At 57.9% G+C, this 12219-nt stretch carries 9 protein-coding genes; 2 read left to right on the forward strand and 7 right to left on the reverse strand.

The annotated features are described in order from the left end of the window. Positions 1–3: 3 nt before the first annotated feature. Both AC1Q8Q_RS03775 and AC1Q8Q_RS03780 read left to right on the forward strand, forming a co-directional pair. The gene (locus tag AC1Q8Q_RS03775; protein WP_492614837.1) at positions 4–4146 is read left to right on the forward strand and encodes a CheR family methyltransferase; all 4143 of its coding nucleotides are present in this window, start codon (positions 4–6) and stop codon (positions 4144–4146) included. Between the two features lie 141 nt (positions 4147–4287). Next, the gene (locus AC1Q8Q_RS03780) at positions 4288–4668 is read left to right on the forward strand and encodes a hypothetical protein (RefSeq protein WP_042955601.1); all 381 of its coding nucleotides are present in this window, start codon (positions 4288–4290) and stop codon (positions 4666–4668) included. Positions 4669–4785: 117 nt separating this feature from the next. Here the strand turns inward: AC1Q8Q_RS03780 and AC1Q8Q_RS03785 are convergent, their stop codons facing one another. From AC1Q8Q_RS03785 to AC1Q8Q_RS03815, 7 genes are all read right to left on the reverse strand, one after another. After that, on the reverse strand, positions 4786–6144 hold the full coding sequence (locus tag AC1Q8Q_RS03785) for a DUF1329 domain-containing protein (RefSeq protein ID WP_492614838.1): 1359 nt from the start codon (positions 6142–6144) through the stop codon (positions 4786–4788). A gap of 220 nt (positions 6145–6364) precedes the next feature. Next, positions 6365–7216, reverse strand: a complete 852-nt coding sequence (locus AC1Q8Q_RS03790) for a fumarylacetoacetate hydrolase family protein (RefSeq protein ID WP_492614839.1) — start codon at positions 7214–7216, stop codon at positions 6365–6367. 56 nt (positions 7217–7272) lie between these two features. Beyond that, the gene (locus tag AC1Q8Q_RS03795) at positions 7273–8151 is read right to left on the reverse strand and encodes an SDR family NAD(P)-dependent oxidoreductase (protein ID WP_492614840.1); all 879 of its coding nucleotides are present in this window, start codon (positions 8149–8151) and stop codon (positions 7273–7275) included. Between the two features lie 106 nt (positions 8152–8257). Beyond that, entirely contained in the window at positions 8258–8836 is a 579-nt protein-coding gene (locus AC1Q8Q_RS03800) for an HD domain-containing protein (RefSeq protein ID WP_151141948.1), read from the reverse strand. A gap of 90 nt (positions 8837–8926) precedes the next feature. Beyond that, positions 8927–9658 (reverse strand): SDR family NAD(P)-dependent oxidoreductase, encoded by a 732-nt coding sequence (locus AC1Q8Q_RS03805; protein WP_020799097.1) that lies wholly within the window; start codon positions 9656–9658, stop codon positions 8927–8929. A gap of 37 nt (positions 9659–9695) precedes the next feature. Further along, positions 9696–11027 carry an MFS transporter gene (locus tag AC1Q8Q_RS03810; RefSeq protein ID WP_020799098.1) on the reverse strand — a complete coding sequence of 444 codons (1332 nt, stop codon included), beginning with the start codon at positions 11025–11027 and terminating at the stop codon, positions 9696–9698. 113 nt (positions 11028–11140) lie between these two features. Then, positions 11141–12196: a beta-keto acid cleavage family enzyme gene (locus AC1Q8Q_RS03815; RefSeq protein ID WP_033040775.1), complete on the reverse strand. Its 1056-nt coding sequence runs from the start codon at positions 12194–12196 to the stop codon at positions 11141–11143. Between the last annotated feature and the right edge of the window lie 23 nt (positions 12197–12219).

Below are 12219 nucleotides of genomic sequence, written 5' to 3' on the forward strand. Positions count from 1 at the left end.
CCTATGAAAACCACTGCGAAGCGCTCACCCAATGTTCCGCATCGAAAGGAACTGACCCCTAGCAACCTCGCATTCCCGGTGGTCGGGATTGGCGCCTCCGCTGGCGGCCTCAACGCGGTGAAATCGTTCTTCGAACACATGCCCAATGACAATGGCATGGCCTTCGTGGTCATTCTTCATTTGGCGCCAGACCATGAAAGCATCGCCGACCGGATCATCCAGGACGTCACGCAAATGCCGGTGCGCCAGGTGACCGAGACGATCCCGATCGAGAAAAACTGCGTCTACGTCATTTCGCCGGCCCATGACCTGATCATGAATGACGGCTATCTGTCGGTCGCTCCTGCACAGCGCTCGGCGGGAAGCCACATTGCTATCGATCTGTTCTTCAGGGACCTGGCGGATGTGCACAAGGAGCGCGCTTTTTGCGTGGTGCTTTCTGGCGCCGGTTCCGATGGCGCGGTCGGCCTGTCGCGAATCAAGGAGCAAGGGGGCGTCACCCTGGTCCAGACGCCCGAAGAGGCTGAGTTCGACAGCATGCCGCGCGCGGCCATTGACACCCGGATGGTTGACCTGGTGATGCCCGTGGCGCAAATGCCACAAAAGCTCCTGGAGCTTTGGCACAACGCACAAACCATCACCCTGCCCGGCGCCAATGATCCAGGCCTCAAGACGCCCCTTCCCGAGGAGCAAGATGCAGCGAAGACCGAGCGTATTTTGCAGGACATCCTGCTGCACTTGCGCACCAATACCGGCCACGATTTCAAGCACTACAAGCGCGCCACGGTCCTGCGCCGGATAGAGCGACGCTTGCAAGTGACCGCCCAGCCAAACCTGGTCGCCTACTACGACTACCTGCAAACGCACCCGGAAGAAAACAACGCCCTGCTGGGCGATATGCTGATCGGCGTGACCAACTTTTTCCGCGACCGCGAAGCCTTCGAAGCGCTGGAACGCGAAGTGGTGCCCAACCTGGTGAAATCGCTACGCGACTCCCAGCCGCACCGTGAGGAAATTCGCATCTGGTCTGCCGGTTGTTCGACCGGCGAGGAAGCCTATAGCGTGGCCATTCTGGTCAGTGACCAATTGGCGCTAGAGGCTACAGCGGCCAAAGTGCAGGTATTTGCCACGGACATCGATGAGCGCGCCATCGCCGTTGGACGCAGGGGCCTTTATCCCGGGGCGATCATCACCGATGTCCCTCCCCAGCGCCTGCGTCAGCATTTCATCAAGGAGGGCCAGAACTTCAGGGTGCACAAGGAGATCCGTGACAAGGTGCTGTTCGCCAAGCACAGCCTGTTACAGGACCCACCGTTCTCGCAGATGGACCTGATTGTCTGCAGGAACCTGTTGATTTACCTGGACCGCGACGTACAACGCACCCTCTACGAGATGTTTCATTTTGCCTTGCGGCCGGGCGGTTTCCTGTTTTTGGGGGCATCCGAATTCGCCGATGGCTGCCCGGACCTGTTTACCCCGGTGGACAAACGCAATCGCATCTTCCGCGCCAAGAGCCCTGCGACCACGCCTCGGCGCGCCCCGGCCCTGCCTCACGACGGCTATGCGCGAACCGCCATCAGCGCCCGCCCCCTTGAAACCCCAACGACTCGCAAGATTTCCTTCGCCGATATCCATCTGCGCGCGCTGGAAAAGACCGCACCACCGAGCATTATTGTCGACGTCAACGGCAACATCCTGCACCTGAGTGAAGGTGCCGGGCGCTTTCTGCGGTATGTGGCGGGAGAGCTGACCCGCAGCCTGCTGGCACTCGCGCTTCCAGAATTGCGACTGGAGCTGCGCACGATGCTCTACCAGGTCCATCAAACAGGCGCTGCCGTCACCTCGAACAAGGTCCGTATCCAGCGCGAACAGCGGTATTACCAGGTGGATCTGAGCGCGCACCCGTACAAGGATGAAGAGACCGACAGCGAGTACGTGCTGGTGATCCTCGAGGAGCAGGAAATCGTTGCGAATGTACAGTTGGATGTTGCCTCGAACGAGAGCGACAACCAACTGCTGGCCAGCCTTGAGCATGAACTGCAGCGCACCAAGATGCACTTGCAGGAGACGATCGAACAGTCGGAAGTCTCCAGTGAAGAACTCAAGGCGTCCAACGAAGAAATGCAGGCCATCAACGAAGAGCTGCGTTCGGCCACCGAGGAGCTGGAAACCAGCAAGGAAGAGTTGCAGTCGATCAACGAGGAACTGCTGACGGTCAACTACGAGCTCAAGACCAAGGTTGAAGAAACCGACAAGATCAACGACTACCTTTCCAACCTGATTACCTCCACCGACATTGCCACGGTGTTCGTCGATCGCAACATGCGCATCCGTTGGTTCACCCCCCGGGCCACGGACATCTTCAGCATGCTGCCGGTCGATACCGGGCGCTCGTTGCTGGACATCACCCACCGCCTCGATTACCCGGAGATGGTCGAGGATGCGGAGACGGTTTTTGGCTCGCTGAACATGATCGAGCGCGAGGTCAGCAGCAACGACCAACGCTGGTACATCGCCCGATTGCTGCCCTATCGTTCCAGCGAGGATCATATCGACGGCACGGTGCTGACCTTTATCGACATCAGCAAGCGTCGCGCGGCGGAGGATGAGTTGCGCTTGAATAACGAGCGCATGCGCCTGGTTGCCGAAAGCACCCACGATTTTGCGATCATCATTCTCGATGAGCATGGCGTGATTACCGACTGGAACACCGGCGCGCAGCTGATTTTCGGTTACGCCAAGGACGAAGTGCTCGGCGCCTATTACGACCTGATCTTTACCCCCGAGGACCGCGCCGAGGGCGTGCCGGAAACCGAACTACGCCTGACCCGTGAGCAAGGCCGCGGCGAAGACGAACGCTGGCACCTGCGCAAGGACGGCAGCCGCTTCTATTGCAGCGGCGAAGTCACGCTGCTCAAGGGCGAGAACCTGCAGGGCTACGTGAAGATTGCCCGCGACCTCACCGGTCACAAGCGCATGCATGACCAACAAAGCCAGCAACTGGCCGAGACCCAGACCAGCAGTCACCTCAAGGACGAGTTCTTTGCGGTGATGTCCCACGAACTCAAGCACCCGCTCAATCTCATCCAGCTCAATGCCGAACTGCTGCGGCGCCTGCCGATGACCAAATCCGCCGGGCCGGCCATGAAAGCCGTGAACACCATCTGCGATGCGGTCGCCAGCCAGGCGCGGATCATCGACGACCTGCTGGACGTCGCCCGGGTACGCACCGGCAAGCTCAAGCTGAAAAAACAGGCAGTGGACCTGGGACGAATTCTCCAGGATATCTACACCGTGGTGATCAATGACCAGCATCCGTGCGAGGTCACGCTGCAGCTGCCCCAGCCTCCCGAGCCGCCCCTGGTGGTCGATGCCGACAGCACACGCCTGGAGCAGATCATCTGGAACCTGCTCAACAATGCACTGAAGTTCACGCCCAGGGATGGCCGCATCGAGCTGATCGCCCATCGTGTCGAGAACATGGCGCAACTGGACGTCATCGACAGCGGCGTGGGGCTCGAGCAGGACAATCTGCACAAGGTGTTCGATCTCTTCAGCCAGGCGGACAACCAGCATGCCAGCCATCAGCGCGAAGGCCTGGGCATTGGCCTGTCTTTGGTGCGGCAACTGGTGGAAGCCCACGGCGGTTCGGTAGATGTACAGTCCGAAGGCATTGGTCGTGGCTGTACCTTCACCATCCGGTTGCCGCTCTCTCGGCCCTCACAACAGCCGGACAAACAGCCGACAGTCGCCGAACAGGGGCGTCTGGTTGGCCAGAAAGTGCTGCTGGTGGAAGACTCCAAGGACGTCATGGAAGTCCTGCAAATGTTGCTGGAAATGGAAGACGCGCATGTCGAAGCCTTCAGCGATCCCCTGCAAGCCCTGAAAGCGGCGAAGGACAGCAACTACGACGTGATCATCTCGGACATCGGCATGCCGGTCATGGATGGCCATCAGTTCATCCGGGCCATCCGTCAGATTTCCCACCTGAAACACACGCCTGCCATTGCCCTCTCGGGCTACGCCACCAGCGAGGAGCAGAAAAAAACCAGGCAATCAGGGTTTAATTATCATGTAGGTAAACCGGTATCCCATGACGACTTCATCGACCTCATTGACGAGGCTTGCAATACGCGGCCTTATTGAGTGAAGCATTCATTCACGAGACTCGATCCAGCCCGCCCAAAGCCACTAGTCGGCCAATAGGTATTGCTCGTCCAGAGCGTGTTGACGCACCACCCTGCCAAGCGTTGAATTTTCTTGTAGCTCATACAGGGAGGACACCACATGGCAAAAATAAAAATCCTGGCGGGGGATTTCCTTGAAGGTTCTGCAGAACTTGAACCTGGGTTCATAACCATTCAAACGGCCGTCTATCCATGGCCAGGCCTGAAGATCACCACGTGCGAAATACTCGACGTCACGGTTGTCAATGAATCTTCTTATCGGGACGTATCGAGCGCTGTCGGCTTGGGGCTGGCCGGCGCATTGGCTCTCGGACCGATCGGAGCTGTCGCTGGCGTGATATTGGCAGACGATGAAATCGAGCTGACCTTTTCGATGCAACTGAGGGATGGACGGTCGCTGCTTTGCGCGACCGATAAGCGCACCTACCGAGACATTGAAGCCGCAATCGGTAAGCAGGCGATGACGAAGCACTTCAAATAACCTTGCGTGGGCAGACGCCGTATTCTTGAGCCCGGCCAGCAAATGTCCAGGCGAACAAGAAACCTGTGGTGAGGGGATAAAACCCTCACCACACAAGTCCTCTCACCACATGAATTCCTAGCGAATGCCCGCCCCTGCCAGGGACTCAGGCGACCACTGTGCCTTGGACAGCGCATTGATGTAGTGGATGCCGCCGTACGGGCCAACCACGCCGTTGATGTTGTAGGAACCGCCGACCAGGTCGTAGATCATGTACGGCGTGGCGTCCGGAACCTGCTTGTCATAACTCTGGCTCAGGAAGGCGAAGGAACCACGGTAGAGCTGCCCACGGGAATCGTACTGGTCAGAGGCCAGAGCGACCCAGCTGTCTTCATCCAGATAGAAGCGGCGTTTCTGGTACACGTGACGTGCGCCGGACTTCAGGTTGCCCTCCACCACCCAGACGCGGTGTTTCTCCCAGCGCACCATATCCGGTGCCAGGTGGTTGGAGGTCGTCAGCGACTTCGGATCCTGGGCGTAGGTCAGTTTGTAGGTGTTATAGGGCACGATCATTTCCTGCTTGCCCACCAACTTCCAGTCATAGCGATCCAGCGCGCCGTTGAACACGAACACGTCGTCGTAGGTGCCGGTGCCGGCCGTACCTGGGTTAGGCGTGTCGTAGGCCAGGCTCGGGGCCAGCTTCACCCGGCGCTGGCCAGGCAGGTACTGCCAGGCGCGGCGCGGCATCTCGATGGCGTTGGTCGCGTCCTTGAGCATGATGGCTTCACCGGCGCGCCGCGCCGGGCCGGTGTAATACAGTTTCATCTGGTAGTACACGTCGGAGCTGGTGATGGGCTGCGACATGTTCTCGTAGATCGGGTAGTTGATGAACGCTTGAGCGGTGGTCGCCAGGCTGGCCACACCGGCCGAATCGACGTTCCAGGAGTCGTACTTGGCATTGATATTGACGCCCTGGTAGCGCAGCAGGAAGTTCCACATGGCCTCGGCGCCCGATTGCGGAATCGGGAACGGCACGCCCGGCAAGACGTTGTCGATGGCCAACCCGCCTTCGAGAGACTTGGCCCCGGACGCGTTCTTCACGCTGTTGTCCAGGACTGCCTGCGGCAGTACTACAGTGCGGTGGGTCGGATAAACATCGACGCGGTAGCTGGGAAATCGCTCGATCAACTTCGCCGTGGTGGCCGTGAGCATGCCCTGGTACTGGGCGAGGTTCTTGCCGTCGATCACCAGCACCGGCTTTTCACTGGCAAAGGGGTCCGGACGAAACGTATCGCCCGCCTTGAAGCTGGCCGGTGCGGTGGTCAGGCCGCCGCTATAGGCCGGAATGGAGCCATCGGCACTACCGGCCTTTTCGGCCCCCACCAGCGTCAGGCTGGAGCCCAGCCTGGCCACCTGTTCAGGGGACACTGCGGCGTGTACCGCTGTTGTGAAAACCATTGCCAGGGAAGTCGCCATCAACCTTTTCACGAACATCATTGCGTAGATCTCCTGCCCGGCACCCGGGCAATGCGAATGTTTAGAAAGTTTTGTTCAAGGTCAGGCCACAGCCAACTGACTTCGCCTCGGGCACGCACTACAAACGCTATGTTCATGCATTGACTTGTCTCCGTTTATTTTTGTTTTTATTCAAACAACATCAAATACTTCGATGACGCATTTTCCTGCCGAAACTATTGTTAATAGCCTTTTATTGAACTCAACCTTTGTAGCGAACACACGCCTGGCGTTGCTGGCCAAGTTTTTCAATACCCAGCGTAACAATGTCGTTTTCTTCAAGGAAAACCGGTGTGGGCTTGATCCCCATTCCAACGCCTGGCGGCGTACCCGTGGTGATAATATCGCCAGGGTAAAGTCGCATGAACTGGCTGATATACGCGACGATGGTGGGCACATCAAAAATCATCGTCGCCGTGTTGCCTGTTTGCCTGCGAACGCCATTCACATCCAGCCACATGGATAAGTTCTGTACGTCGCCTATTTCATCTTTGGTGATGAACCATGGGCCAATCGGGCCAAAGCTGTCGCAACTCTTTCCTTTATCCCAGGTACCCCCACGCTCCAATTGATAGGCTCTTTCCGAAACATCATTAACCAGGACGTAGCCCGCTACATACGCCAGTGCATCCTTTTTTTCGAGGTAGGCGCCTTCGCTGCCAATAACAATGCCGAGTTCGACTTCCCAATCGGTTTTTTTACTATCGGGTGGAAGGATGATTTCATCATGGGGGCCCGTGACACAGGAGTTGGCTTTCATGAACACTATCGGTTCCGAGGGAATCGGCAGATTGGCCTCCTGTGCATGATCCCGGTAATTCAAGCCGATCGCGAGTAACTTGCCGGTTACCCGCAGGGGCGTTCCCAACCTTGGATTCCCCTCCACGGCCGGGAGAGTCGATGGATCGATATCCTGTAGATGCTCCAGGGATGATGGCGTGAATATACTTGCGTCGATGTCGCTGAGAATACCGCTCAGGTCCCTGATGATGTCCTGGCTATCGAGCAGGCCAGGCTTCTCCTTGCCCTTTTCTCCGAATCTTACCAGTCGCATAGTTTTGTCCAGATGTTGAAGTGGGGGTGTCGTACTCAACAGCAAGTTCGCACTGTTTAAAGGACTGCTCCCCCATTGGGACTGATGACCTGCCCCACGAAATAGTGATCGCCTGCAAGGAACGTCGCCACGGACGCATATTCATCGGTTGTCCCGAACCTGCCCGCCGGTATGACTTGCCAGAACCTGCGCCGGCCTTCCTCGCCGATGGAGTCGAGATACTCTTCAAAGAAGGGAGTCGACACCCCGCCCGGTGCCAAGGCATTGACCAGGATGTTGCCGCCGGCAACTTCCGCCGCGACCGATTTGGTGAAGGCAATGACGGCGCCCTTTGACGCGCTGTAGTGCGGACTGTGCGCGCTGATTGCCGACATCCCGGCGATCGAGGCAAGGTTCACGATGCGACCATAGCGTTGCTCCTGCATCAGCTTGAGCGCTTCGCGCGTGCAATAGAACATGCCGTGCACATTGACATCCCAGTACCGATGCCACTCCTCGTCGGTTATTTCACTGGTGAAACCCAGTGATTGCCTCGGTTGCGCAGTGGTGATGTAGGCGTAATGCTTGTTACGTCGTACCGCATCAGCGGCCCCGGTGGGCGCCAGCGCCGCGTTATTCACCAGAATGTGCAACGTGCCAAAACGCTGGACAATGTCGGCGAACAGGGCGACCACCTGGCTGCTCGAGGAGATGTCGCAGTGCAGGGCCAAACAGTTGGCACCCGCCGCTTCAACGGCCTTGCGGGTTTCCTCCAGGGCGGGGATATCTATATCGCAGATGACAACATCCGCACCGGCCCGCGCGAAATGCCGGGCAATGGTTCCCCCCAGGCCTCGGCCCGCGCCGGTAATCAATACGACACGGCCTGCAAAGTTGCGCGTGCTAGCCTGCGCCATTTCAAATGGCGCGTGTTCAAGTTGCTCGTCCAATTGCATAAATGACTCCGGTATCTGGATGACGTGAGACAAGTATCTGCAGAAAACCAAATTCGCTTTTGACGATTTGGGGTAATAATTTTACATTTTGGGGTTGGCGGGTGTTTCAGCGCTCAAACATGGGCCCATAGAGGGACAACTTTGGCTTGGCCAATACACGGCGTAACATCGGCTCAAAGAAGCTCAAGGGTAAAGTTTCACCTTCGGGATCGAAGGCGGGACTGTCGTACAATTCGATAAATTCTGCCGTGCGCGCATAGTTCGACTGTTCCTTGAACATGTCGCGCATGTTGCGATCCATTCCAATGCGGTGAAAGAAATTATAACCCTGGAAAATTCCATGGTTCTGGATCATCCAGTGATTTTCTTCGCTGACAAAGGGTTTGAGGATGGCCGCCGCCACTTCGGAATGATTGTAGGCGCCCAGCGTATCACCGATGTCATGCAGTAACGCGCACACCACATACTCTTCATCGCGACCATCACGATAGGCGCGCGTAGCCGTTTGCAGGCAGTGATCCAGACGATCAATCGGAAAGCCGGAAAAATCACCCGAGAGCAAATTCATGTGCGCGATGATTCGATCAGGCAAAGCGCTGGCAAAGTTTTTAAATTCTGCAGATATGATATCCCAGTCTTCCTGGGTGCTTTGATCCATCCGGGTAAACAATGCAGTTGCACTCATTTAACGCTTCTCACAGGATGAGTTTCAGTTAAAGCGACATTCATGGGTTAAGTTAAAGTCGTCACTGGGTCCAAGACGACGTCTTACCCATCAGATCGCCCGGCGCATAAGGCTATAACTCTGAGCGGTAGGTCCTGCATCAGGCATATTTGCCAGGAACAAGGCCAGCGACACCACGTCTTCCGGGGTCTTGAACCACTCCCCCGGGGGAATCGCCGCATCACGCGTCATCTCGGTCTGTACAGGCCCTGGAATCAGTTCGTTGACGCTGATGTTGTATTCCAGCAACTCCACCGCGAGCGACTGGGTGAGCATCCACATGCCGCTCTTGGAGCAGGAGTAAGCCGAAAAACCGGGGGTGGCACGGTGGCGCTGGCCAGAACCGATCATGATGATTTTCCCGGCACCGCGCCGGCGCAGGTAAGGGATGGCGGCATGAGCGGTGTGGTAGGCACCGGTCAGGTTGATGTCGATGGTCTTGCGCCACTGCGCCGGGTCACTGTCCTCGATCCGTCGTTGCTCGATGGCGATGCCGGCGTTGGCGACCACGATATCGACGCCGCCGAATTCATCGCTGGCGCGCTGGTACAGGGCGGCGACTGCGGCGTAGTCACCCACGTCGACTGTCTGGGCGACAGCCTGGCCGTCTGCTTCGATGATCATGCGCACAGTCTCGGCTATTTCCGCCGTGCTGCGGGCACTGCAAACCACCGCGGCGCCGGCCTGCGCATAAGCCAGGGCAATGGCGCGGCCAATGCCACGGCCAGCGCCGGTGATGACGGCGACTTTACCCTTGAGCGGTTTTGAATGGATGTGATTCATCGTCTGCATTTCCTTACGGGATGTGAGAAGTGTTTTTTCAACGCGATTGATGGCAACTTGAGGATTCATGGCGGCGCAGGTCGTGGAGGTAATGGGACCTTGCGAAAGCAAACGCCAGTGCTGAGCCAATCGAGACTAACGGGACCCACTGCAACGCGCCGAGCAGGCCGATCCTGTCGGCGAGCAGGCCGGTCAGGTAGGGCCCTGGCGCGGCACCCAACAGGTTGCCGGCCAGCGCCAGGGTAGCGATCGCGGTTCCGTGAAGAGAGACGTGCACCAGATCGGTGACGATGGCGCCCGCTGAGCCATAAGTGCCAGCCGCAAAGAAAACGCCCGCGATGATCACCGCGAACTGTCCGGTGCCGGGTGGCAAGCGCATGCTGATCATCAGCAGCAGGCAGGAGCCCAGGCAGTAGAGAATGGCGGGCAACGTTTTGTTTTTGTCCGACTTGCGCCCCACCCAGTCAGTGAACACGCCGCACAGTCCCATGCCGAGCCCGCTGGCGATCAATAACACTGCCGCCGCCAGTGCCGACTTGTCAGCGGGTAAATCGTAGTAGCGGTTCAGGTAACTGGGCATCCAGGCAATGATGGTGTAGGCGGTGAAGAGCTGAAGGCCACTGCCAACATAGGTGAACACCAGCGTCGGCGCGCCAAACAACGTCTTGAGAAGTGAGCGCAATCGAATTTTTTCAACACGTTTGCCTTCGACCGGCGACTCGACTAACTGAAGGGGCCTGTGCTGCGCCAGGCGTGTTTCAGTAATGGTGAATGCAAAGAACAGGATCAATAGAAACCCGAGCGCCGCCATGGCAATCAACGCGGCGCGCCAGCCAAAGTGATTCGCTATCACGCCGCTTGAGGCCAGGCCCAGTACCGAGCCAAACATGCCGGCAGAGGTAAAGGCCCCGGTCAGCGTGGCACGCATGGAAGACGGGAATACACTCAAGATAATTGCGAGCCCCACGCTGCCGTAGCCGGCCTCGCCAATACCGACAAACAGTCGGGCCAGCAGCAGCTGGTTATAGTGCTCTGCCAGTCCACAGGCCAAGGTGCTCAGGCTCCAGAACAGCGCCATGATCACCACACTTTTAACCCGCCCCCAGCGGTCCGCCATCAACGCGGCCGGAACAGCCAGCAAGCCAACCGCAAGCCCCACGATGCCACTGAGCAGGCCGAGTTGCGCATCGCTCAAGGCCCACTCGGCCTTCAGTTGTGGAAAGACTGCATTGAGTGCCTGTCGCGACATGTAATCGGACAGCATCAATGCGTAGATAACGATAAATACCAGCCAGCAATAGGCTCGCGGGCGTGAAATCCCACGCGCAGGATTCGCCGCAACCGATATGGAAAACTTCTCTGCCTGCATATCGCCCCCATTATTTTTATCCACGCAACTCAAGGGAATTGCGCACGGCTGCATCGGTACAACCGGGCAGGAAGGCGCTGGCGCCTTACTGCCCGTGCTCACGCTGAGGCGAACTATCGACCGTGGGCCGAGGGGACGATCGGGCCCGCAGTGCGGTTGGGCAGCATGCCGTTTGCAGCGAGCGTTTCGTCTGCATCCTTGTACCAGGTGCCGATGCGGTAGATTTGGCGCGCCTCTTTGCCGGTCGCAATTTCGCGGCCCAACTCTTTAGCCACACGCACGGTTTGCTTGACCTGATCCACTGAGCCGAAGCGCTGGCCATGTTGACCAATGATGGTGTCTTCGTTGCCGCAGCGCGGGTGCAAACCCATGGCCAATGCCATCATGTTGAACGGCAGCACATTCTTGAGCAGAGACTCGGCGGTCAATGTGCAAGCTTGCGGGACACGCTGTACGAAGTTCATGAAGTTGAACGGATTGGGCCCCTCAAATCCTCCACCTACCCCGATCCAGGTCAAATTCAAAGGACCGGTGTAGAGGCCTTTGCGCACCAGGCGCTGCAGGGTTTCCAGCGCGTGGATACCCGTTAACTGGAAGTGCGGCTGAATCCCGGAGGCCTGCAGGCGGCGCAGGTGCTCTGCCACCCAGGCAGGTCCTGCGGGCACTGTCATTTCGCTATAGGCTGCGCCGAGTAGCGGATTGCCCAGCGAAGTGCCCTCGATGTATTCGGGATAGAGCAACTCCATGATGTTCATCTGCGTGGTGTTGATCGCTACCGTTACCTGGTCGGGTTTCGGATCAAGGTCTGCCAGCATGTGGCGCGTGTCATCGGACAGCCACTTGGCAGCCTGGCCATCGTTTTCCGGGGCGAATGAAATCGAACCGCCGACCTGGATGATCATGTCCGGCACAGCCTCGCGCACACCGGCGATCAGCTCGTTGAATTTGGACAGGCGTTTCGATCCCTTGCCATCAAGTTCCCGCACATGCAGGTGCAGCACAGTGGCGCCAGCGTCGTAACACTCGACTGCCTTTTCGATGTGTTCTGCCATGGTGACAGGGATATCTTCCGGGAAGTCCTCAGGCATCCACTCGGGACCGTACGGGGCGACGGTAATAACTACTTTTTCCTGGTTTTCCGGGTGCAGCGAATCGTCTAGAAATTGCATTTTCTATCTCACTGTCAGCTAGT

Source organism: Pseudomonas sp. GW823-FHT06B06, assembly GCF_058795195.1.

What these genes read in the sequence shown, in the direction of transcription:
- AC1Q8Q_RS03775 (WP_492614837.1), top strand. Translation starts at nt 4, where the DNA reads ATGAAAACCACTGCGAAGCGCTCACCCAATGTTCCGCATCGAAAGGAA.
- AC1Q8Q_RS03780 (WP_042955601.1), top strand. Translation starts at nt 4,288, where the DNA reads ATGGCAAAAATAAAAATCCTGGCGGGGGATTTCCTTGAAGGTTCTGCA.
- AC1Q8Q_RS03785 (WP_492614838.1), bottom strand. Translation starts at nt 6,144, where the DNA reads ATGATGTTCGTGAAAAGGTTGATGGCGACTTCCCTGGCAATGGTTTTC.
- AC1Q8Q_RS03790 (WP_492614839.1), bottom strand. Translation starts at nt 7,216, where the DNA reads ATGCGACTGGTAAGATTCGGAGAAAAGGGCAAGGAGAAGCCTGGCCTG.
- AC1Q8Q_RS03795 (WP_492614840.1), bottom strand. Translation starts at nt 8,151, where the DNA reads ATGCAATTGGACGAGCAACTTGAACACGCGCCATTTGAAATGGCGCAG.
- AC1Q8Q_RS03800 (WP_151141948.1), bottom strand. Translation starts at nt 8,836, where the DNA reads ATGAGTGCAACTGCATTGTTTACCCGGATGGATCAAAGCACCCAGGAA.
- AC1Q8Q_RS03805 (WP_020799097.1), bottom strand. Translation starts at nt 9,658, where the DNA reads ATGAATCACATCCATTCAAAACCGCTCAAGGGTAAAGTCGCCGTCATC.
- AC1Q8Q_RS03810 (WP_020799098.1), bottom strand. Translation starts at nt 11,027, where the DNA reads ATGCAGGCAGAGAAGTTTTCCATATCGGTTGCGGCGAATCCTGCGCGT.
- AC1Q8Q_RS03815 (WP_033040775.1), bottom strand. Translation starts at nt 12,196, where the DNA reads ATGCAATTTCTAGACGATTCGCTGCACCCGGAAAACCAGGAAAAAGTA.